We start from the raw sequence: 21,564 nt of genomic DNA on the forward strand, positions 1-21,564 counted from the left end.
GTCAGAAGGCGAAGAAGAGGATGATGCCGCCGACCAGAAGGGTCGACAGCAGGCTCGACACGATGGCCGCCACCTGCCGGCCGGACGATTCGATGATGCTGTTCCGGTCGCCGATGCTCTGCCGCAGCTTGTTGATCTCGGCGTCGGCCTCGCGGTAGGCGATCTGGCCGGCCTCGAACTCCAGCTTGTCGCGGCGCAGCGCCTCCGGATCGTCGACGATCTTCAGCAAGTCGCCAAGGCGCCCGTTGTGGGCGGCGGAGTCGGCCAGCTTGCGCACGTTGTCCTGGTGCGGCCGGCTGTGGAAACGGCGGAAGGCCGGATCGAGCAGCGATACCACCCAGGCGGCGAGATGCGACAGGGAGTCGGTGCCGGTGCGCGCCTGCACGTCGGACAGGATGGTCAGCATCGCGATCACCCGGCGCATCGGCTCGATGCTGGAACCGAGCTGGGTGTAGAGCATCTCGTCGGTCCGCCGGTGCCGCACCGCCAGGAAGGCGGCGACGTGGCGGTCGATGGGGTCCTTGTGCCGCTCGCTCCCCGCCCCCATCCAGTCGAGCGCGCGCAGCAGCTCCGCCGGGGTGGTCGGCATCTGCTTGGCCACCAGCGGGCTGATGCAGGGCATGGTGGGGTTCATCTCGTACAGGACGCGCTCCACCCCCAGCCCGTGGCCCGTGCGGTCCAGCAGACCGCGGACCTGGTCGAAGTTCTGCACCATCGGCACGAACTCGGGCTTGAAGTCGCTCTGCACGCTCACCCAGAACATGGGAAGCTGATTGGCCAGGACCTCGGCCGACGGCTGCGGCGACTCGCCGCGCAGGAAGGCCTCGGCCAGCATGGTGCCGATGCCGTCGGGCATCATCGCCTTGCCGCGGTAGCGGATGGGCGCGCCGGGGTCCAGCGCCATGCAGACGCGCGCGACCAGCCGTTCGGCCATGCTGCCGCCCTTGCCGGTGGTCGAGGCGGTCTGCACCGCGTTCGCCACCGCCTCCGCCCGCGCGTCGTCGCCCATGGAGCGGCGCAGCCATTTGTCCAGCTCGCCGCCCTCGATGACCGTGGCGGCGGGCGCCACATGGCGGGCGAAGGCGCGGGCCAGCGTCCGGCAATGCCAGTAGTCCTGCCCCTGGAACTCCAGCGGACGGGCGGCGCGGCGCGGCACCTGCGGCTGCTTCGGGCTGAGGCGGCGCCCGGCGACCCAGAGGTCGAGGTCCTGAAGCGTCCAGCGCTGCTTGGGATCGTCCACCAGCAGCCCGCGGATCACCTCGCTGATCGCCAGCGGCAGGCGCATCTGGCCGACCAGCGCCGGGTAGGACCCGCGCTCGATCTTGGCCTGGAGGATCGCCTCGTCCTCCGCCGCACCCACCGGGTTGCGCCCCAGCAGCAGCAGGAGCAGCGTGACGCCCAGCGAATAGAGGTCGTCGGCCATGGTGCCGGTGCCGCGCCCGGCCGGCGAGGCCATGCCGCGCTCCACCGTCTCCAGCAGGACCGTCTGGCCGTAGCCGGGCGGGGTGGAGAGGCATTCGCCCAGCATCAGGCTGCTGGAGGCCAGGTCGCGGTAATAGAGGTTGGTCGGGCGGATCGCGCCATGGACCACGCCGCGGCTCGACAGCTCCTTCAGCGCCGCTACCAGCGGATGGATGATCTGGCGGGTCAGATGGTCTTCGGGGATCGGGTCCGTGGTCTCGGTCAGGCTGTTCATCAGCCGTTTGCCCGCCGGGCGCTCGAAGATCATGCAGAGGCGGCGCCCCTGGCTCGCCGGCCAGTCCACCATGCCCCAGTCGAGCAGGCGCATGTGGGCCTGGTTGTCGAGGCTGGCGACGGTGGCGGCGATGTCGGTGCGCGCCAGCGTGGCGCCGTGGCCGATGATGGCGAAGGCTTCGGACCGCTTGTCACGCAGCGGCTTGGCCGTGTAGGCGTTGCCGCCGATGGCGTTGAGAGCGGCGAGCGGCGCGTTGGGGTGGATTTCGTACCGCTCGGCCAGCTTGACCGGCTCGGCGTTCGCCATCATCCGATCCGCGGCGGCTGCGGTCATGGCATCGGATGGCATGGCGTTCGAATCCCCGGAGCCTGCGAGCGTGTGCCAGCCTTAGTCGCTCGAAAAGGGCAAACAAACTGTTAACGCGGGGGCAAGTGGTTGCCTCGGGCCCCCACCCGAACCTCCCCCTGCAAAGCGGGGGGAGGTTCGGGTGGGGGGCCCGTATCAACCACTCGTCAACCGTGTTTCAGGTTCAATCCTGGAACGGGTCGTTCATCAGGATGGTGTCGTCGCGCTCCGGGCTGGTGGACAGCAGGGCCACCGGGGCCTGGATCAGCTCTTCCACATGACGGACGTACTTCACCGCCTGGGCCGGCAGCTCGGCCCAGGAGCGGGCGCCCTGGGTGCTGTCCTTCCAACCCTCGAAGGTCTCGTAGATCGGCTCGACGCGGGCCTGGGCGGCGGCGTTGGCCGGCAGGTAATCCAGCTCCTGCCCGTCCAGACGGTAGCCGACGCACACCTTGATCTCGTCGAAGCCGTCCAGCACGTCCAGCTTGGTCATGGCGATGCCGTCGATGCCGCCGGTCTTCACCGCCTGGCGCACCATCACGGCGTCGAACCAGCCGCAACGGCGCTTGCGGCCGGTGACCACGCCGAACTCCTTGCCGCGCTGGCCGATCAGCTCGCCGACGTCGTCGAACAGCTCGGTCGGGAACGGGCCGGAGCCGACACGGGTCGTGTAGGCCTTGCAGATGCCCAGCACGTAGCCGACGGCGCGCGGACCCATGCCGCTGCCGGCGGCGGCGTTGCCGGCCACCGTGTTGGACGAGGTGACGAAGGGATAGGTGCCATGGTCGATGTCGAGCATCGAGCCCTGGGCGCCTTCGAACAGGATGCGCTTGCCGGCGCGGCGCAGCTCGTCCAGCGTCTTCCAGACGACCGATGCGTAGGGCAGCACCTGCGGGGTGATCTCGCGCAGCGGGTCCAGGATGTCGGCCGGGGTCATCTCCGGCGCGCCCAGGCCGCGGAGCAGCAGGTTGTGGTGGGCCAGCAGGGCGTCCACCTTCTCCTTCAGCACCGCCTCGTCGCCGAGGTCGCACAGGCGGATGGCCCGACGGGCCACCTTGTCCTCATAGGCCGGGCCGATGCCGCGGCCCGTCGTGCCGATCTTGCCGGCGCCGCGGGCCTCCTCGCGCGCCTTGTCGAGCGCGCTGTGGACCGGAAGGATCAGCGGAACGTTCTCGGCGACCTGGAGCGTGGCGGGGGACACGTCCACGCCCTGGCTCTTGATCGCCGTCACTTCGCGGATGAAGGCCCAGGGGTCGAAGACGACGCCGTTGCCGATGATCGACAGCTTGTTGGAGCGAACCACGCCCGAAGGCAGCAGGCTCAGCTTGTACGTCACGCCGTTGATCACCAGCGTGTGGCCGGCGTTGTGACCGCCCTGGAAGCGCACCACCACGTCGGCCCGGCTGGACAGCCAGTCGACGATCTTGCCCTTGCCCTCGTCGCCCCACTGGGCGCCGACCACCGCCACGTTGGCCATGTGTGTCTCCGCAAAAAAAGAAGGCAGAAAGAAAACGTTGCCCATGCAGAGGCGTCCCCCGACCTTGCGGGGGAAGCCCCATCGTGAAGTCTCAAGTCAGCGGCGTGACCGTGCCGCCGTCCAGACGGTGGCCGCAGTCCAGCCGCCGGGCCTCCGCCGCCGCGTCCGCCACGGGGGCCAGCCCCGCCACGGTGACCCAGCCCTCGGCGCGCAGCTTGCCCGCCGCGGCCCAGGAGGTGCCATGCGGCACAAAAACGCGCTTGGCCGGCTCCGGCGCCGGAACGGCGCGCAGGAGCGTGTCCATGTAGAGGGTGAAGCCGGTCCCCGGCTCGCCCTCCTCCTCCACGCCCGGACGCACGCCGGCGCGGTAGCGGCCCCCCGCCCCCAGCTCGCCGCGCACGTCGCGCGCGAACAGGGTGAAGCTGAGGCCGGTCTGGTATTCGAAGCCGCGATGCTCCACAAGATCGACGGTGATCGTCAGATCGGGGCGCGCGGCGCGCAGCAGGCCCAGGGCGTCGGTCAGGCGGCGCCGGTCCTTCTCCGCCGTTTCCGGCAGTGGCAGCGCCGACAGCACCTCCATGGCGCGCTCCGCCGGACCGGAGGCGGTCATCAGCGTGTGCAGCAGCGTGGCCGCCGGACCGCCGACCGCCGTCACCGCCGCCGCATCCTTCTTGTCCAGCGCCTCGCGCAGCCGGGCCGTCTCCTCCTCGCCCAGACCCAGGCCGCGGCAGACCCGCGCCACCATGGTCGGAACGCAGAGATCCACCGACAGGTGCCGCACCCCCACCCCTTCCAGGGCGTGGACGGCGAGCAGGATCACCTCGGCGTCCGCCTCGGCCTCCAGCGGGCCGATAAGCTCGACGCCGACCTGGGTGATCTGCCGCTCGGGACGCAGTTGCGACCCCTTCACGCGCAGCACCGGCCCGGCGTAGCACAGCCGCACCGGGCGGGCGCCGTTCTTCAGGCGGGTGGTGGCGATGCGCACGATCTGCGGGGTGATGTCGGCGCGCACGGCCATCATGCGCTGCGACAGCGGGTCCATCAGCCGGAAGGTCTGCTTCGCCATGGCGGCGCCGGAGCCGGACAGCAGATTGTCCTCGAACTCGACCAGCGGCGGCTCGACGCGCTCATAGCCGTGGGCGGTGAAGTCCGCCAGCAGGCGCGCCACCGCCGCCGCTTCGTGCGCCGCTTCGGGCGGCAGCACGTCGTGCAGGCCGGCGGGCAACAGGGCGGAGCTCAGGGAATCAGCGGGCATGGCCTGCGTCGTCTCGTCGAATAAGTGGCAAACCGTCGGCATGGCGAGAGCCCGCACGTCCGGTGGGCATGCGGTGCTCGGGCATACGGAGCGGGTCAATACCCCACCCCCCTTCCTCATGCAAACGGAAAAGCCCCGCGACCCGTGCCCGTCTCCCCTGCGCCGACAACAGGCGGCCGTCCGGAAAGGTCCGAAACATGGATGCATTCCAATCGAATCTTTGTTGAGTTTGATGCGAAATCTCCGGCATCCTGTGTACGAACCGTGCCGGCAGCAGCGGGGCAATGGCACCATGGCACGCGCGTCCGCCAGCTACGAAGTGCAGATCTACGTCCAGGACCACTGGGTTTTGGAAGGCCGCTTCGACACCGAGGCGGAGGCGCTGGTCTTCGGCCGCAAGGCGCTGTCCGGCGGCAGGATCGAGGGCATACGGGTGGTGCGCGACTGGCGGCGCCCGGACGGCCGCCATGTCGAGACAGAAGTCCATGTGGAGTTCCGCCAGGTTTCCCGCGCGGTGGCCGCCTCCCCCATCGACGAGGCGCCGGCGCTCTGCCTCACGCTCGACCATTGCTACGGCGTGCAGAGCCGCATGACGATGAATCGGGTGCTGCGCAACTACGTGGAGCGCGCGGTGGTCACCCCGACCGAGGTTCTGCACAACCACGCGGAGCTGGCCCGGCTTCTCAACACCGACAGCCTCGTGCCCACCGCGGTCGGGCGGGTCGCCGCGCTCCAGGCGGACAGGGCCGGGACGGACGGGCGCGGGCGACGCGACGCGCTGAACCTGCTGATGCACGAATTGACCGACCGGGCGCGCGTCGCCGCCGCGCGCAAGGACCTGCCGGCCATCGCCGCCACCGGCTTCCGCCCCATGTTCGACCGGCTGGATTCGAGCCTGCCGGCGGAGGAGCGCGATTTCCTCGCCCGCGTGGTGCTGTCGCGCGAACTGGTGCAGATGCGCAACTGGCTGGCCAAGCTGGATTTCCTGGGGGAGCTGGCGCGGGAGGACGGGGGTACGGCCGACCGCCCGCTGGTGCTGCTCGATGGCGTGATCGCCGACGTCCTGGGCGCCCCCTCCGTCGCGCAGGAGCTTCTGGGCGCCCAGGGCAGTCTGGCGGAGGCGCTGTGCAACCTGATCGACCTGTCGCGGGGCCGCCTCTCCCCGGCCAAGCGGGCGGAGGGCGACCGCGCCGTCCAGTTGAACGAGCTTCTGGCCTTCCACGACCTCGACCAGACGCGGCTGGTCATCCTGGATCTGGTGAGGCGGCAGTTGAAGGGCACGCAGCCGCTCTACCGTTCCGACCCGTCGCTGGAGATGGACGCCTTTCAGGAGATCCTGAAGCGCACGCTCGGCCCCGACGGACCCGCCGGGGGCGGCCCGATGGCGGAGGCGCTGGTCCTGCGCTACCTGCGCTTTTTGGAGGGCGGCGGGGCGCCGGGACGCAAGCAGGCCATCGCCGAGGTGGCCGGCCGCATCCCCGACGCGCGGGACCGGGTGCGCTTCCTGCTGGCGCTGGCCGATTCCGACCTCGGCCATGGGCACGCCGGGGACATCGCCCGGCTGTTGCACGCGCTGACCGGCAACCCGGCGGGCTATGGCCGCTTCGTCCATCCCCGCCTGCCGCCCCGCGACAATCTGGAAGCGCTGACCCTGCTCTACTGCCAATCCGCCGACTCGGCGCTGCCAGAGGAGGCGCGGACCCGGCTGACCGGCGACCTCGACGCGCTTCTGGTGGCCTACATCACCGGGGAGCGGGTGGTGGAGCGGCTGGACGATCCCGGCGACGCGCTGCGGCTGCGCGCGAACCGTCTGCTGCAGGTCTGCGCGCCGGGCATCCTGCGCAGCCGGCGGGCGCTGGAGATGGTTCGGCGCCGCGTCGTCGAGCATCTCCGCCAACCGCAGTTCGACCGGAAATACGTGGAGGATTTGCCTGACGCGGTGGCGCAGCAGCGCGCCTTGCGGGAGTTCTACCGCATGTTGGGAGAAGCCGGATTCGTCTGACCCGCGGACGCGACACAACCCCGATGCGGATGGACAGCACCGGCCACTTTGGATAATCAGCGCAGTACAACGGAGCATAACAACGGGGAAGAACGGGGCGTCGCCACCGGCCCCCGCGGCGGCGAAGGGCATAGCCTTGGGCAATGGAATCGCGCTGGGACCGGTCTTCCACATCATCGGCATTCTTCTGACCATCCTGGGGCTGGGCATGCTGGTGCCGGCGCTGGCCGACGCTGCCGTGGGCAACCAGGACTGGACGGCCTTCGTCGGTTCCAGCGCGGCGACGCTGGCGGTCAGCGGGGGCATGGTCCTCGCGACGTCGAGCAGGGAGCACGCGCGCTTCACCGTGAAGCAGCATTTCCTGCTGACCACGCTGTCCTGGTGCGTCCTGGCCGCCTTCGGCGCCCTGCCCTTCATGATCTCCGCCGCCCGCCTGTCCTTCACCGACGCCTATTACGAGGCGATGTCCGGCCTCTCCACCACCGGCGGCACGGTCATCGTCGGGCTGGACGGCGCCCCGCCGGGGGTCCTGCTGTGGCGGTCGCTGCTGAACTGGTTCGGCGGGGTCGGCATCATCGTCATGGCGATCGCCGTGCTGCCCATCCTGCGGGTCGGCGGCATGCAGCTCTTTCGCACCGAGTCGTCCGACAAGGGCGACAAGCCCTTCGCCACGGTGCAGGACACGGCGGGCGCCATCGCCATGACCTATCTGGCGCTGACCATCCTGTCGGCGGCGGCCTACCATCTGGCCGGCATGACGTGGTTCGACGCGATCAACCACGCCATGGCCTCCATCGCCACGGGCGGCTTCTCGACCAAGGACGCCTCGCTCGGCTGGTTCGATTCCCACGCGGTGCTGTGGGTGGCGACCGTCTCGATGATCTGCGGGGCCTTGCCGCTGACCTGGTACATCCGCCTGCTGCGCGGCCAGCGCAACGCGCCGGTCTTCGGCGACAGCCAGGTAAACGCGCTGCTGGCGATCCTGCTGGTGGCCGGCGTCGCCATGACCCTGTGGGCCTTCGCCGTGGTCGGCCTACCCTTCCGGGACGCGCTCAGCCATTCGGTGGTGAACGTCACCTCGATCATCACCGGGACCGGCTTCGTCTCCACCGACTTTTCGACCTGGGGCAGCTTCGCCGTGGTCGCCTTTTTCTTCTTCTACTTCATCGGCGGCTGCACCGGATCGACGACGGGATCGATCAAGGTCTTTCGCTGGCAGGTGCTGGCCCTGTCGATGCTGAACCAGATGCAGCGGATGCTGAAGCCGAACCGCGTGCTGGTCCCGCTCTACCAGGGCAAGGTGCTGGACGAGGATGTGGTCGGTTCGGTCATCAACCTCGCCTTCGCCTTCATGGCGGCCTTCGGCATCCTGTCGCTGCTGGTCGCCGCGATGGGCGTGGACTACCTGAGCGCGGCCAGCGCCGTCGCCTCCGCGCTCGCCAACGCCGGACCGGGGCTGGGGCCGGTGGTCGGCCCGTCGGGCACCATGGCCCCCTTGCCCGACGCCGCGAAATGGGTGCTGAGCTTCGCCATGCTGCTGGGCCGGCTGGAGGTCTTCACCGTGCTGGTGCTGATCCTGCCGAGCTTCTGGCGGGATTGAGCGGGCCACGAAAAAGGCCGCACCGGAGTGGCGCGGCCTATTTCACTCAACATCAGCGGCTCAGCGCCCGAAGGTCTCCGCCTTGACCGTGGCGAAGGCCCAGTCGAGCCAGGGCAGGACCGCCTCCATGTCCTCGTTCTCCACCGTGGCGCCGCCCCAAAGGCGCAGGCCGGGAGGGGCGTCGCGGTAGGAGCCGGCGTCGAAGGCGGCCTCCTCCTTCTCCAGCAGCGTGGCGAGCTTCTTGGCGAAGTCGGCCTGGGCCTCCGGCGTCAGCGCGGTCACCTCGGGGTCGGTGAAGCGCAGGCAGATCGAGGTGCAGGAGCGCGTCGCCGGATCGTCTCCCAGGAAGCCGGCCCAGGTCGAGGCCGCCACCCACTCCGAGACGATGCGCAGGTTCTGCTCCGACCGGCGGATGAGTTGCGTCAGGCCGCCGACCGACAGCGACCAGCGCAGCCCGTCGATGGCGTCCTCCACGCAGAGCATGGACGGCGTGTTGATGGTGTCGCCGACGAAGATGCCCTCGATCAGCTTGCCACCACTGGTCAAACGGAAGATCTTGGGCAGCGGGCGGTCAGGCTGGAAACTCTCCAGCCGCGCCACGGCGCGCGGGCTGAGCACCAGCATGCCGTGCGCGGCCTCGCCGCCCAGCACCTTCTGCCAGGACCAAGTGGCGACGTCGATCTTGCTCCACGGAATGTCCATGGCGAAGGCGGCGGAGGTCGCGTCGCAGATCGACAGCCCCTCGCGGTCCGCCGGAATCCAGTCGCCGTCCGGCACCCGCACGCCCGACGTCGTGCCGTTCCAGGTGAACACCACGTCGCGGCTGAAATCGGCCTGCGACAGGTCCGGCAGTTCGCCGTAGGGGGCCTGGATGGTCCGCACGTCGGACAGGCGGAGCTGCTTGGTGACGTCGGTCACCCACTCCTTGCCGAAGCTCTCCCAGGCCATCATGTCGACGCCGCGCTCACCCAGCAGGTTCCACAGCGCCATCTCCACCGCCCCGGTGTCGGAGGCCGGGACGATGCCGATGCGGTAGTCGCCGGGGATCGCCAGGACGGCGCGGGTCAGGTCGATGACTTCCTTCAGCTTCGCCTTGCCCGGCTTCGAGCGGTGGGAGCGGCCGAGCAGCGCGCCGTCCAGGGCGTCCAGCGACCAGCCGGGCCGCTTGGCGCAGGGGCCGGAGGAAAACAGCGGGTTCGACGGCCGGCGGGCGGGCTTCATGGGCGGTCTACTCCCCAAAACTCGGGATTGCGGTATGGCCGGGGACGATAGGAGTTGCGTCGGAGCCCGTCAATCGGCCGCTCACGCGCAGCAGCGTCGCCTGGATGTGGCGGATGCCCGCCGCGTCGCAGATGTAGTAGCAGACCGCCACCCGCCCGTCCGCCAGCACGGTCGCCCAGGGATAGCCGACGTCGGGCGACGGCGCGTCGTCGCGGATGACAACCTCCGGCGCGCTCTCCAGAGTTTCCCGCCGGCTGTCCCAGACGCGGGCACGCACGCCGTAGGGCTGGTGGCGGTAGCCATAGACGATGAGCAGCCGCCCGTCCGGCAGCGGGCAGGCGTCGTAGGGATGGCCGATGACCGCGTTCTCGATCCAGGGCGCCCAGCTTTCCCCCAGATCATGGGAGACCGAGGTGGCGAGGCGGTCGCCCAGCCCGGTGGTGCGGTGGAAGGCGACCAGTTGGCCGTCGGCGGTCAGGTGCAGGGCGGTCTCGCAGAAGCCGGCCCGCCCCGCAGGGTCGCGCGCGATGGTGCTGCGCAGAGCCCAGCTTTCCCCGCGGTCGCGGGAGGCGAACAGGTAGCTGCTGTAGGGGCCGCCCGTGTAGGTCGCCATCAGCAGCGTGCCGTCCGGCGCCTCCACCGCCCGCCCGCGCACCGCACCGCCCAGCATGGGGCGCAGGCCGGGCAGGATCGGCCCCTGGTCCGGCAGCTCCGGCAGGTAGCGGTGCGCCGACCAGTGCAGCCCGCCGTCGTCGCTGACGCGGGTGCTGCCGCCCCAGAACAGGAAGAAGGTGCCCGACGTCCCGGCGTTGCCCAGCAGGTGGACGCCCCTCTCCCGCAGCCGCAGGCCGTGGCGCGCCGACATCGGGTACCAGCCGAAGCTGCCCATGACGATCCGCCCCGAGCGCAGGACCAGCAGGCTGGGGTCCTGGTCGCCCGCCTCCGGGTCGGTGGGCAGGGGCTGCGGCGCGCCTTCCGGCTCGAAATCCGGGGTGAAGCGCTGGATCACGAGGTGGGAGCGCGAATCCACATGGTCGACGCTGGTGAAATCGCCATTGCCGTCCGCCGGCTCCCCGTGCAGCCAGCGGTGGTCGCGGGCGCGCCGGAAGGCCACCAGCACCCGCCCGTCGGCCAGCGTGGCCGCGGACGGGAAGGACGCGTAGAAGCGCCGGTCGCTGTAGACGACGCGATGCGAAAGACTGTCGAGCATGACCCTGAAACCCGCCTTGACCCCGCCCCGCAGGGGGGCATCCCATCAATGTCCGGTGGCCGGAATGAAGGATTTCTTTACGGTGCGCGTGATCCCTTGCTAGTCACACCGCTTTCCGCAGCCCTGCCCGGCGAAGGTCATGACCGAAGTGAGAACCGAAGCGGCCACCACCGCGAACATTCCCTACGGCCGCCACCGCGACCGCAACGACCTGTCGCAGGTGCTGCCGCTGACCACGCCCTTCTCGCTGCTGATCGACCCGTCGAACGGCTGCAACTTCCGCTGCGTCTTCTGCGCCACCGGCAACCCTGAGCTGCTGGAGGAGATCGGCCGCCCGCGCGGCGCCATGAAGTTCGACCTGTTCCGCAAGATCGCCGACGACATCGCAGAATTCGACGCGCCGATCAAATCCGTCCACCTCTACAAGGACGGCGAGCCGCTGGTGAACACCCGGATCGAGCATATGGTCCATCTTCTGAAGGCGCGCGGCCTGGCCCGCCATGTCGAGATGACCAGCAATGGTTCCCTGCTGACGCCGGAGCGTGCGGACGCGCTGCTGGCCGCCGGGCTGGACGCCATGCGCGTCTCCGTCTACGGCGCCAGCGACGCCATGTACAAGCGCGTCACCCGGCGCTTCGACCGCTTCCAGACCGTCGTGGACAATGTGGCCTATCTTTACCGGCGCAAGACGGAGCTGGGCCGTGATTTCCACCTCCACTGCAAGATCATCAACGTGGAGTTGACCGAGGAGGAGCGGCAGAGCTTCATCGACACCTTCACGCCGATCGCCGACAGCCTGTTCGTCCATCCGCTGCACGGCGAGGCGCTGGCCGAGGAGAGCGCCTTCGCCGCCGCCCCCGACACGGCCCGCAAGGTCTGCTCCGAGCCCTTCCTGAAGCTGGCCATCAACTTCAACGGCGAGGTATCGGTCTGCTGCGCCGACTGGCGCATGGGCACCATCGTCGGCAACGTCGCCGAGGAATCGCTGCGCGACATCTGGAACGGCGAGCGGCTGCGCGATTTCCGGCTGAAGCACCTGGAGGGCCGGCGCGACGAGATCGAAGCCTGCCGCGGCTGCTCCTACGTCCAGACCCTGCCCGCCGACAACAACCTGGATGGCTTCGCCGCGGACCTCGTCGCCAAGTACCGGGCTTAAGCGCCGCCAAAATCCAAGGCCGCCTGCAAGGCCCGCGTTCAGGGCCAGCGCTTCGCCCGCAGCGGGACGGCGCCGGAACCCTCCCCCGCCGGCGTCCCGGCTTCCTGTGAGTCCGGTTCCCGAGGTCCCGTTTCGAGCGCTCCCGCCTCCAGGGGCCGGTCGGACAGCAGGGTCTTGATCGGCACGCCGAGGATTTCCTCCTGGCTCCGCTCCGCCTGCTCCAGCAGATGGGCCGTGCGGTCCTGCCAGGGCAGCTCCAGCCCGCCCAGCCCCCGGACGGAGCCGCGCAGGCCGATGCCCAGCGCCTTCATCAGGTCGAACAGCGTGGCCTCGCTCAGGTCGCGGGTGACGACCCAGGCGTTGTGCGTGGTGTGGGCCACCCAATGGGCGTCGCGAAGCTGCTCCAGGATGCCGTCGATCAGCACCGTCCCGACCGGCACGCGCCCGACCAGCGTCCGCCGCCGCAAGCCCACGCCGAGCCGCGTGCCCTCCAGAAGCTCGTGCAGGACGGCCAGGGCCAGCCCCAGCCGCTGGGCCGGCAGCAGCCCCTCCGGCCCGCCGCGGGTGATCTTGCCGGCCCGCCATTCCGGCAGCGAGGCGGTGATGACCGCGCCGAACAGCACGGTGGACCAGGCGATGTAGAGCCAGAACAGGAAGATCGGCACGGTCGCCAGCGCGCCGTAGATGGTCTGGTAGGCGGGGAACTCCTTCATGTACATGGCGAAGCCCGCCTTGGACGTCTCCAGCAACAGCGAGGCGACCGCCCCGCCGCAGGCGGCGTCCATCCACCCGACGTCCCGGTTCGGGATGATGACGTAGAGCAGCGTGCAGCCGACCAGCTGCAGCATGAAGGGCAGGATCGCCCCGATCCCCACCAGCGGGTCGGCGAAGCCCTCCAGATGGGCGAACTGGAGCACCGCCCACAGGGTGCTGGACAGCGACAGGCTGGCGCCGGCGAACAGCGGGCTCAGCGACACCACCGCCCAGAAGGACAGGATGCGGGTGACGTAGGAGCGCGGTTCCCGCACCCGCCAGACGGTGGCGAAGGACCCCTCGATGGTCCAGATCAGCAGGACCGCGGACATCGCCAGCCCGACGATGCCGAACACCGGCATCTGCCCGGCGTTGGCCATGAAGGCCGCCAGATATTGCAGGATGGCGTCGCTGTTCTCCGGCACGAGATTCTTGAACAGCAACGTCTGGATGCGCGATTGCAAGGCATTGAAGGCGGGAAAGGCGGAAAAGATCGCGAAGCCGATGGTCATCAGCGGCACCAGCGCCAGCAGCGAGGTGTAGGTCAGCGACGCCGCGGTCTGGAAGCAGTTGTCGTTGTAGAAGCGCATGGAGGAATAGGCGATGAAGCCGCCGATTTCCCGAACGCGCACAAAGGGGTTCCACGCCCCTTTCGAAGTGCCTTCGGTTTCAGCCACAGGACGCCTCCCGCCTTGGTTTGACCGGGCCGGTCTTTCGTGTAGGATGCGGCCCACTTTTCAAAGCATACTCTGGATGCACGAGGTACGGATGTCCAACCCGAAGCCGCTCATGGACGGCAAGCGTGGCCTGATCATGGGCGTGGCGAACGATCGTTCGATCGCCTGGGGAATTGCCTCCACGCTGGCGCAGCACGGCGCCGAGCTGGCCTTCACCTATCAGGGTGACGCGCTGCTGAAGCGCGTGAAGCCGCTGGCCGATCAGGTCAAGGCCCCGCTGCTGCTGCCCTGCGACGTCACCGACGAGGCCAGCGTCGACGCGACCTTCGCCGCCATCGAAAAGGAATGGGGCAAGCTGGACTTCCTGGTTCATGCGATCGCTTTTTCCGACAAGAACGAGCTGGACGGCCTCTATCTCGACACGACGCGGGCCAACTTCCTGCGCACGATGGACATCTCCTGCTACTCCTTCACCGCGGTGGCGCAACGCGCCGTTCCGCTGATGAAGGACGGCGGCAGCCTGCTCACCCTCTCCTATTACGGCGCCGAGCGCGTGATGCCCCACTACAATGTGATGGGCGTCGCCAAGGCCGCGCTGGAGGCGAGCGTGCGTTACCTGGCCGTCGATTTGGGCGGTCGGGACATCCGCGTCAATGCCATCTCCGCCGGCCCGATCAAGACGCTGGCCGCCAGCGGCATCGGCGACTTCCGCTACATTCTGAAGTGGAACGAGCTGAACGCCCCGCTGAAACGCAACGTCACCATCGGCGAGGTCGGCGGCGCCGGCCTGTTCCTGCTGAGCGACCTCGGCACCGGCGTGACCGGTGAGGTGATGCACGTCGACTCCGGCTACCACACCGTCGGCATGGTCGCGGTGGACGCGGCGGCCGAGGTGTCGCAGCTCCTGGGATCGCTGGGCGGCGCGGCCAAGCCCGCCTGATCCCGAGCCTCGGGCGACGGCGGGCGCGTCCGGTTCGTTCCGGAACGCCCGCCGGAAACGCCCTTACCCGGTTTGAGGTATTTTTCACCGATCGTCGTATTACCTACTTTTGCGCACCGCAGCAGACCGCTATTCTTCACGCTTACGGAAGGTTGCGGAAGGTGACAGTCGGATGCGTGCACGGCGGCAATCGGATTCGGTGTCCCCGATTCTGGAGCAAATTCTCTACGGCGGCTCCAGCGTCTCGATGAACTTGATCACCATCACCCGCGAAATCCCTGAAGAAAATCGCCTGTTCCGCGCTCGCGGATTGAACAAGGCCATTCTCTTCAAGTATCCGAATTTCGACGAAGACGCCGACGACTATGCCAATCCCATCGTCGACGAGGATGAGGATGGCGACGTCGGATCGCGGCCGGTCGAGACCGGCATTTACATTCCGCACAGCGTCGAACACACCGAAGCGGGCGGGCTCGCCATCTACCTACGCGCCCGCAACAGCAGCATTCTGCTGGCAGAGCAATTCGGCATCGGCGAGGCCAACAGCGAGGCCGCGGCCGCCGACCTGCGCACCCTCACCCTGATCGACAGCGTGCCGTCGCTGGACGCCTTCCTGTTGAAGGCGTGTTTCGAAGGCGAGAAGGTCCCGGTGGACAAGCGTCACTGGGCGATCAGCGACGCCGAGGACCAGCAGCTCCGCCGCCTGATCCGGGCGCGCATCGAACCCATCGTGCGCAAGGCCATCGACGGCGGCGGCAACGGCGCCCAGAGCATCGAGCGCTTCCTGGAAGCGATCTGGAATCCCGAGCTCGAAGAAGCCGGCCTGTTCGTCTCGGCCTTCGGCATCGACCGCAGCGAAGCGGACCAGATCTTCAGCGCCTGGAAGGGCACGACCTTCTACGAGTACCAGCTCCGCCGCATCGCGCCGCGGGCGCGGATCATCCTGAACTGGCTGAAGTCGCGGGAATGCATCCCGGTCGATATCCGCATGCACAAGCCCTATGAAACCCAGCTTCTGATGCACATCGAAAAGGTGGGCAAGCTGCTGGAAACCACGCTGATGGACATCCGGCAGATCCTCGCCGACTACGAGGCGAGCTTCTCCGCCTTCATGGCCGGCCAGCCGGAACCCTTCCGCGACTATCTGCGCAAGATCCGCTCCCATTACTGGCTGCTCGGCTACTGCGTCTCCGCCTTGACCAGCGTGTCCCACCTGGACGCCCGCTGCATGAAGAACAACCCGCAGCGCAAGCTCTACTTCGAAGCCACGCACAAGCTGCTGCGCCAGTTCGAGGTCGCGCTCGACCGCCGGCGTGAGCAGAAGGGAGCGTTTTAAGCCCCTCGCGCTTGACGCGCCGGCCGAAACGCCGCAAGAAACGCGCTCCACCGCACGTCGTGCGGACAGATCGTGTCGCATCGGGAGTCCTCGCCATGGCCGGCAACAGCTTCGGTACGCTTTTCCGTTTCACCACCTGGGGCGAGAGCCATGGGCCGGCGATCGGCGTGGTGGTGGACGGCTGCCCGTCGCTGCTCTCCCTGACCGAGGCGGACATCCAGCCCTGGCTCGACAAGCGCCGGCCCGGCCAGTCGCGCTACACCACGCAGCGGCAGGAGCCCGATCAGGTCAAGATCCTGTCCGGCGTGTTCGAAGGGCAGACCACCGGCACGCCGGTCTCGCTGATGATCGAGAACACCGACCAGCGCTCCAAGGACTACAGCGAGATCGCCGCCAAATTCCGGCCCGGCCACGCCGACTACACCTATTGGAAGAAGTACGGCATCCGCGACTACCGCGGCGGCGGCCGCTCCTCGGCGCGCGAGACGGCCTGCCGCGTGGCGGCGGGCGCGGTGGCGCGCAAGGTGCTGGGCAACGGCGTGACCGTCCGCGGCGCGCTGGTGCAGATCGGCCCGCACAAGGTGGACCGCAGCCGCTGGGATTGGGCGGAGGTGGACAACAACCCCTTCTTCTGCCCCGACCCGCAGGCCGCCGCCGAATGGGCGGACTATCTGGACGGCATCCGCAAGAGCGGTTCGTCCATCGGCGCGGTGGTGGAGGTGGTGGCCTCCGGCCTGCCCGCCGGGTTGGGCGACCCGCTCTACGACAAGCTGGACGGCGATCTCGCCCGCGCCATGATGACGATCAACGCCGTCAAGGGCGTGGAGATCGGCAACGGCTTCGAGGCCGCCACCCTGACCGGCGAGCAGAACGCCGACGAGATGCGCGCCGGACCCGACAGCGAACCGGAATTCCGCTCCAACCTCGCCGGCGGCATCCTCGGCGGCATTTCCACCGGGCAGGACATCGTGGTGCGCTTCGCGGTGAAGCCGACCAGTTCCATCCTCACCCCGCGCCAGACGGTCGATCTGCAGGGCAAGGACACCGACATCCTGACCAAGGGCCGCCACGACCCCTGCGTCGGCATCCGCGCCGTTCCGGTCGGCGAGGCGATGATGGCCTGCGTTCTGGCCGACCATCTGCTGCGCCACCGCGCCTACGCGCGGGGCTGAGGCCGATGCGGGAAACGGGACGCAGGACGGGTGCGTGGCGCGGCGGCGTGATCGCGGGGTTTCTGCTGGTCGCCGCCTTTCCCGCCGCCCCAATCCAGGCCCAATCCCAGTCTCCGGCCTACCGCGAGCATTCGGAGAGCTTCAAGGACTGGCGCCTCTACTGCCAAGTCTGGAGCGAGCCGAGCCGCGTCGAATGCGAACTGCTGTCCCGCCCCGGCAGCGACCGGCGGTCGCGCCTCGTCTGGCTGCGCTCCAGCGAGCGCTGGCTGGAAGGGCTGCGCTTCCGGCTGGACGAGCAAACGATGGACCTGTCGAAGATCGTCCGCGTCTGGGTGGACCGGGCGCTGTTCCGCCCCGAATACCCGTGCGAACGCTTCGAATGGGAGACCAACACCTGCGCGGTACTCGATCCGGAGACCAACGCCAAGCTGGTTGAACGGCTGACTCCCGGCAAGGAGGTCGCCGCCGTCGGCTCCGCCCCGGCGAGCGGCAAGGCGGAGGTGCGCTTCTCCCTGACAGGCTTCAAGCCGGCGCTGGAGCGCATGGAGGAGATCCGCCGCGAGGAGGGAATCCGCTGGAAATAGCGGCGGCGCTCAGGCCGGATCGCCCTCGCCGTCCGGCTTGGAGTATTTCTTCTTGGCGAGGTCGAGCGAGGCCAGAAGCTGCTGGCCGGTCGCTCCGCCGTCGCCGCTGATCCGCCCGTTCATCACCGCCTTGATCGCGTCCACATGGGCTTTCAGCAGCAGGCGCTCGTTGCCGGTGACGGCGGGAAAGCCGCCGTGCGTCGCCTCGTAGAGCGACTTGGCGATGCGGGTGATCAGCGGATAGCCGAAGATGCCGCCCTGCCCGCGCATCTCGTGGGCGGAGCGGTTGATCTGCCCCATCAGCGCCGGGACCGCGGCGGTGTCCGCGCCCAGCCGCTCGACGCGGCGGGCCAGCTCGTCCACCTCCCCGGCGATCCAGGTGGCGTAATCGCCGGCCCGGTTCTGGATCTCCGCCTCCGCCGCCGCCAAAACCTCATCGGGCAGCGTCGGCACGGGGTCCTTCGGCGCGATGCCCATCTTCGCGCCCAGCCGGTTGGGCAGATCGAAATGCACGACCGGAAAGCGGTCGATGCCCACCGCCTTGGACGCGCTGTGCACCACCAGGATTTCCCTGGGGCCGGTCATCCGGCAATCCATCGCCACCGGCCGCTGCGTCCGCCGCCGGTCCGGCCCGAAATACCCCTTGGCGAGCACGAAGCGCCGCGGCCGGGCCATCGCGGCCAGCAGGCGGCTGGCGATGGTCGCGGCGGAAAAGGGCTTGGCGATGAAGTCGGTGGCGCCCAGGTCGCGCGCCTGCTCCACGTAATGGCGGTCGGCGGCGCCGGACAGCATCAGCACGGGCAGAAAGCGGTCCGGCGATTTCGGGCTGCAGCGCAGCCAGCGCAGCAGCATCAGCCCGTCCACCTCCGGCATCACCAGATCGGTGATGATCACGTCCACCGGCGCCGTGCCGGGCGGCAGGGCGGCCCGCCGCTCCTCCAGGAAGCGGATGGCTTCCGCGCCGCCGGCTTCGGCATGCACCGCGCCGACCCCGATGGTGCGCAGGGTCGCGGTCAGCACGTTGCGGATGAAGGCGCTGTCCTCGACCACCAGAACCGAGAGGAGGCCGAGCTTGGGCGCGCCCTTGCCGCCCGGATCGTTCATCGGTCGAGCCACTGCGTTGCGACGGAGCGCAGTCTTCGCACGGACGGCGACGGCTTGGCGAGAGACAACGTACGAAAGGCAGGGTTGCAACCCCTGGTGAATGGGCCTGACCGGAGGTGGGGCTTTGCGAAGCGCCGCCGCCCGGCTACCCTGTCGGCCAAAACAGCGTACACCGCAACGAAACCAACACACTGGAGGAGACCGCCGCGATGCCCCAGCCCGATCACGTCATGGCCCTGCCCGTTCCCGAGATGCCCGACCTCGACCCGGACATGGCCGCCCTCTTCGCCAAGTGCGAGGAAAAGCTGGGCTTCGTCCCCAACGTGCTGCGCGCCTACAGCCTGCGCCCGAAGAAGCTGCGCACCTTCGCCCAGCTCTACAACGAGCTGATGGTCGGCGAGAGCGGCCTGTCCAAGTTGGAGCGCGAGATGATCGCCGTGGTCGTGTCCTCCGCCAACCATTGCTACTACTGCCTCGTCGCCCATGGGCAGGCGGTGCGCAAGCTGTCCGGCGATCCGGAACTCGGCGAGATGCTCGCCTTCAACTACCGCGCCGCCAAGCTGGAGCCGCGCCAGCGCGCCATGCTCGATTTCGCGTGGAAGCTGACCAAGGAGCCCTGGACCATGGGCGAGCCGGACCGGCAGGCGCTGCGCGACGCCGGCTTCGGCGACGAGGAGATCTTCGACGTCGCCGACACCGCCGCCTTCTACAACATGTCGAACCGCGTCGCCTCGGCGGTGGACATGATGCCGAACCGCGACTACCACAAGCAGGACCGCTGACGCCGCGCAACCACCGGAGCCCCCCCGGATGCTGAGGTTCTTTGTCCGCCTGTTCGCCCTCATCGGTTTCCTCGTGGTGGCCGCCGTGGTCACCGGGGTCGTCCTGGCGATCCGGCATGAGCCCTCCCTGCCCGACACCGTCGTGCTGGAGCTGGATCTCCGCGACCCGCTGGCGGAGGGGAGCGTGGACCGGCTGGGCAGCGTACTCGGCCACGAGACGACCTTCCAGGAGGTGCTCGACGCGCTGGAGCGGGGACGCACCGACCCGCGGGTGAAGGGCGTTCTCGCCCGCTTCGGCGGCGACGGCGCCAGCTTCGCCCAGGTGCAGGAGCTGCGGGCGGCGGTGGAGCGGTTCCGCGCGTCGGGGCGCTTCGCCATCGCCTTCGCCGAATCCTACGGCGACACCGGGGCCGGCAACCGCTCCTACCTGCTGGCCAGCGCCTTCGACGAGGTGTGGATGCAGCCGCTGGGGCTGCTCGGCCTGACCGGCCTGTCCGCCCAGATCCCCTTCGCCCGCGGCGCGCTGGACAAGCTGGACATCCAGCCGCAGGTATTCCAGCGGGAGGAGTACAAGAGCCTCGCCGACAGCGTCATGCGGACGGACTTCACGCCCGCTCACCGCGAGATGATGGAGTCGCTGCTCGGCGACTTGACCAACCAGATCGTCGACGGGGTGGCGGTGAGCCGCCGCCTGCCCCCCGCCGCCGTGAAGGCGGCGATGGACCGCGCGCCTCTGATCGACCGCGAGGCGGTGGACGCCAAGCTGGTCGACCGGCTGGGCTACGCCGACGAAGCGCGGGAGGAGGCGCTGCGCCGCGCCGGGGCCGCGCCCGACGCCGACACCATGGAGGCGGCGGACTATCTGGGCATCGCCGGCCCGCCCAACCGCAACGGCCCGACCATCGCGCTGATCCACGCCACCGGCACCATCACCGGCGGCGACAGCGGCAAGCCCGGCCTGGGCGAGATCACCGCCGGGTCCGAGACGATCGTGGAGGCCATCGAGGACGCGGTGGACGATCCCGACGTCAAGGCCATCCTGTTCCGCATCGACAGCGGCGGCGGCAGCGTGACCGCCTCCGAAACGATCCGCCGCGCGCTGGTCAAGGCCCGCCAGTCGGGCAAACCGGTGATCGCCAGCATGGGCGGGACGGCGGCGTCCGGCGGCTATTGGATCGCGCTGGCCGCCGACCGCATCGTCGCCTCCCCGGCCACCGTGACCGGCTCCATCGGCGTGGTTGCCGGAAAGATGTCGGTCGCCGGCCTGTCGGAGCGGCTGGGCGTGCATTGGGGCGTCCTCGACACCGCCCCCAACGCCGGACTGTGGTCGCCCTTCCGCCCCTTCGGCCCCGCCGGGGAGGAGCGGCTGAACGCGATCATCGACAGCAGCTATTCCACCTTCCTGTCCCGCGTGGCGGAGGCCCGGCACCTCACCCCCGAACAGGCGCGGGACGCCGCCAAGGGCCGCGTGTGGACCGGCGCCCAGGCCAAGACTCTCGGGCTGATCGACGAGCTGGGCGGAGTCGCCACCGCGCTGATGCTCGCCAAGCAGGCGGCAAAGCTGGCGCCCGACGATCCGGTCACCGTGACCGGCTATCCCCGTCCGAAGCCGCTGTTCCGGGAAATCCTCGACCTCGCCTCGGGCAAGGGGGATCTGGTGGAAGCCGTGGCGGTGCTGGCCGGGTTGCGCCCGGCGCTGGCCGAACTGGCGGCGCTGGTCAAGGCGGCCCGCAGCGGTGCGGTGGAGGCGCGGATGCCGCCGTTGGGCCTCGAACGGTAAGCCCCACGGACAAGGAGCAGGTGACAAAGATCAGGCCGGCGGGACGGCCGCCGGCCTGCAGAAGAGTGGCTGCGTTGCGTCGTGACGATGGCACCTCGTCAACAAGGCGTCGTCAAAGGCCGGACGCCGTCAATGGCCCGCCGTCAATGGCGCGTCGCAAACTCCGCCGAACAGAGCATCATCAGCGGACCGGCGTTGGTTCTGTTTTCACTTTCCAAGTAACTCTGAAATCCCGGCGAGCAGACCAACCGTGCGATTTCGTCCTTTGAAAAGACCGGCAGGAAGGGATTGTTCGACAGCTCCTCGTAAGCAGCCCTGGCCACTACTCTCAGGTTAAGCGGAATCGCCGCGATATATCGGTCGAGAGCACATTCGTCCTCGCGCTCCATCTGGCGCACTCCTTTCCTACGTTTCTCATGATTAGTGGCTACGGATTAAAGATTGCGCAAAGCGCCAATCGCGTAAAGCGACATA

Annotated in this window: 17 protein-coding genes; 9 read left to right on the plus strand and 8 right to left on the minus strand. The window is 68.9% G+C overall.

What is annotated here, in order from left to right:
• Position 1: 1 nt before the first annotated feature.
• The 3 genes from JJL56_RS15000 to JJL56_RS15010 all read right to left on the minus strand — a co-directional run bounded on the left by JJL56_RS15000 (position 2) and on the right by JJL56_RS15010 (position 4,773).
• On the minus strand, positions 2 to 2,044 hold the full coding sequence (locus JJL56_RS15000; RefSeq protein WP_145626464.1) for a serine/threonine-protein kinase: 2,043 nt from the start codon (positions 2,042 to 2,044) through the stop codon (positions 2 to 4).
• A gap of 181 nt (positions 2,045 to 2,225) precedes the next feature.
• Positions 2,226 to 3,518, minus strand: coding sequence for an adenylosuccinate synthase (locus tag JJL56_RS15005; RefSeq protein WP_145626463.1), 1,293 nt, complete (start codon positions 3,516 to 3,518; stop codon positions 2,226 to 2,228).
• Positions 3,519 to 3,609: 91 nt separating this feature from the next.
• Complete coding sequence (locus tag JJL56_RS15010) at positions 3,610 to 4,773, minus strand: ATP phosphoribosyltransferase regulatory subunit (protein ID WP_200485531.1); 1,164 nt, start codon at positions 4,771 to 4,773, stop codon at positions 3,610 to 3,612.
• Positions 4,774 to 5,065: 292 nt separating this feature from the next.
• On the opposite strand from JJL56_RS15010, the gene JJL56_RS15015 reads away from it, so the two are divergent.
• Both JJL56_RS15015 and JJL56_RS15020 read left to right on the plus strand, forming a co-directional pair.
• Positions 5,066 to 6,775, plus strand: coding sequence for a hypothetical protein (locus tag JJL56_RS15015; RefSeq protein WP_200485532.1), 1,710 nt, complete (start codon positions 5,066 to 5,068; stop codon positions 6,773 to 6,775).
• A gap of 136 nt (positions 6,776 to 6,911) precedes the next feature.
• Complete coding sequence (locus JJL56_RS15020; RefSeq protein WP_247889481.1) at positions 6,912 to 8,375, plus strand: TrkH family potassium uptake protein; 1,464 nt, start codon at positions 6,912 to 6,914, stop codon at positions 8,373 to 8,375.
• 60 nt (positions 8,376 to 8,435) lie between these two features.
• Here the strand turns inward: JJL56_RS15020 and JJL56_RS15025 are convergent, their stop codons facing one another.
• Together JJL56_RS15025 and JJL56_RS15030 are read right to left on the minus strand one after the other, a co-directional pair.
• A complete protein-coding gene (locus JJL56_RS15025) occupies positions 8,436 to 9,596 on the minus strand; it encodes a phosphoserine transaminase (protein ID WP_145626460.1) in 1,161 nt (386 codons plus the stop codon).
• A gap of 7 nt (positions 9,597 to 9,603) precedes the next feature.
• On the minus strand, positions 9,604 to 10,806 hold the full coding sequence (locus JJL56_RS15030; protein WP_247891079.1) for a sialidase family protein: 1,203 nt from the start codon (positions 10,804 to 10,806) through the stop codon (positions 9,604 to 9,606).
• A gap of 139 nt (positions 10,807 to 10,945) precedes the next feature.
• On the opposite strand from JJL56_RS15030, the gene JJL56_RS15035 reads away from it, so the two are divergent.
• Complete coding sequence (locus JJL56_RS15035; protein ID WP_200485533.1) at positions 10,946 to 11,962, plus strand: radical SAM/SPASM domain-containing protein; 1,017 nt, start codon at positions 10,946 to 10,948, stop codon at positions 11,960 to 11,962.
• A 38-nt stretch (positions 11,963 to 12,000) separates the two neighbouring features.
• Here the strand turns inward: JJL56_RS15035 and JJL56_RS15040 are convergent, their stop codons facing one another.
• A complete protein-coding gene (locus tag JJL56_RS15040) occupies positions 12,001 to 13,347 on the minus strand; it encodes a YihY family inner membrane protein (protein WP_200485534.1) in 1,347 nt (448 codons plus the stop codon).
• Between the two features lie 136 nt (positions 13,348 to 13,483).
• Here JJL56_RS15040 and fabI point away from each other — a divergent pair, with 136 nt between their 5' ends.
• From fabI to JJL56_RS15060, 4 genes are all read left to right on the plus strand, one after another.
• Positions 13,484 to 14,332, plus strand: a complete 849-nt coding sequence (fabI, locus tag JJL56_RS15045) for an enoyl-ACP reductase FabI (RefSeq protein ID WP_145626456.1) — start codon at positions 13,484 to 13,486, stop codon at positions 14,330 to 14,332.
• 199 nt (positions 14,333 to 14,531) lie between these two features.
• Positions 14,532 to 15,668, plus strand: a complete 1,137-nt coding sequence (locus JJL56_RS15050) for a hypothetical protein (protein WP_247889480.1) — start codon at positions 14,532 to 14,534, stop codon at positions 15,666 to 15,668.
• 95 nt (positions 15,669 to 15,763) lie between these two features.
• Positions 15,764 to 16,840: a chorismate synthase gene (gene aroC / locus JJL56_RS15055; protein WP_200485535.1), complete on the plus strand. Its 1,077-nt coding sequence runs from the start codon at positions 15,764 to 15,766 to the stop codon at positions 16,838 to 16,840.
• Between the two features lie 47 nt (positions 16,841 to 16,887).
• The gene (locus JJL56_RS15060) at positions 16,888 to 17,424 is read left to right on the plus strand and encodes an invasion associated locus B family protein (protein WP_345772582.1); all 537 of its coding nucleotides are present in this window, start codon (positions 16,888 to 16,890) and stop codon (positions 17,422 to 17,424) included.
• Positions 17,425 to 17,433: 9 nt separating this feature from the next.
• On the opposite strand, the gene JJL56_RS15065 is transcribed toward JJL56_RS15060, so the two are convergent.
• On the minus strand, positions 17,434 to 18,528 hold the full coding sequence (locus JJL56_RS15065) for a response regulator (protein WP_200485537.1): 1,095 nt from the start codon (positions 18,526 to 18,528) through the stop codon (positions 17,434 to 17,436).
• A 209-nt stretch (positions 18,529 to 18,737) separates the two neighbouring features.
• On the opposite strand from JJL56_RS15065, the gene JJL56_RS15070 reads away from it, so the two are divergent.
• Both JJL56_RS15070 and sppA read left to right on the plus strand, forming a co-directional pair.
• Positions 18,738 to 19,310 carry a peroxidase-related enzyme gene (locus JJL56_RS15070; protein ID WP_200485538.1) on the plus strand — a complete coding sequence of 191 codons (573 nt, stop codon included), beginning with the start codon at positions 18,738 to 18,740 and terminating at the stop codon, positions 19,308 to 19,310.
• Between the two features lie 28 nt (positions 19,311 to 19,338).
• Positions 19,339 to 21,090 (plus strand): signal peptide peptidase SppA, encoded by a 1,752-nt coding sequence (sppA, locus tag JJL56_RS15075; protein ID WP_200485539.1) that lies wholly within the window; start codon positions 19,339 to 19,341, stop codon positions 21,088 to 21,090.
• A gap of 143 nt (positions 21,091 to 21,233) precedes the next feature.
• Here the strand turns inward: sppA and JJL56_RS15080 are convergent, their stop codons facing one another.
• Positions 21,234 to 21,479 carry a hypothetical protein gene (locus JJL56_RS15080; protein WP_145626449.1) on the minus strand — a complete coding sequence of 82 codons (246 nt, stop codon included), beginning with the start codon at positions 21,477 to 21,479 and terminating at the stop codon, positions 21,234 to 21,236.
• Positions 21,480 to 21,564: the final 85 nt, after the last annotated feature.

Source organism: Azospirillum aestuarii (genome assembly GCF_016632405.1).
GTDB lineage: Bacteria > Pseudomonadota > Alphaproteobacteria > Azospirillales > Azospirillaceae > Azospirillum > Azospirillum aestuarii.

Bases quoted from the DNA above. Each gene is read 5' to 3' on its own strand.
- JJL56_RS15010 (WP_200485531.1), bottom strand. From the start codon at position 4,773: ATGCCCGCTGATTCCCTGAGCTCCGCCCTGTTGCCCGCCGGCCTGCAC.
- sppA (WP_200485539.1), top strand. From the start codon at position 19,339: ATGCTGAGGTTCTTTGTCCGCCTGTTCGCCCTCATCGGTTTCCTCGTG.
- JJL56_RS15025 (WP_145626460.1), bottom strand. From the start codon at position 9,596: ATGAAGCCCGCCCGCCGGCCGTCGAACCCGCTGTTTTCCTCCGGCCCC.
- JJL56_RS15030 (WP_247891079.1), bottom strand. From the start codon at position 10,806: ATGCTCGACAGTCTTTCGCATCGCGTCGTCTACAGCGACCGGCGCTTC.
- JJL56_RS15005 (WP_145626463.1), bottom strand. From the start codon at position 3,518: ATGGCCAACGTGGCGGTGGTCGGCGCCCAGTGGGGCGACGAGGGCAAG.
- JJL56_RS15065 (WP_200485537.1), bottom strand. From the start codon at position 18,528: ATGAACGATCCGGGCGGCAAGGGCGCGCCCAAGCTCGGCCTCCTCTCG.
- JJL56_RS15000 (WP_145626464.1), bottom strand. From the start codon at position 2,044: ATGCCATCCGATGCCATGACCGCAGCCGCCGCGGATCGGATGATGGCG.
- aroC (WP_200485535.1), top strand. From the start codon at position 15,764: ATGGCCGGCAACAGCTTCGGTACGCTTTTCCGTTTCACCACCTGGGGC.
- JJL56_RS15035 (WP_200485533.1), top strand. From the start codon at position 10,946: ATGACCGAAGTGAGAACCGAAGCGGCCACCACCGCGAACATTCCCTAC.
- JJL56_RS15015 (WP_200485532.1), top strand. From the start codon at position 5,066: ATGGCACGCGCGTCCGCCAGCTACGAAGTGCAGATCTACGTCCAGGAC.
- JJL56_RS15070 (WP_200485538.1), top strand. From the start codon at position 18,738: ATGCCCCAGCCCGATCACGTCATGGCCCTGCCCGTTCCCGAGATGCCC.
- fabI (WP_145626456.1), top strand. From the start codon at position 13,484: ATGTCCAACCCGAAGCCGCTCATGGACGGCAAGCGTGGCCTGATCATG.
- JJL56_RS15080 (WP_145626449.1), bottom strand. From the start codon at position 21,479: ATGGAGCGCGAGGACGAATGTGCTCTCGACCGATATATCGCGGCGATT.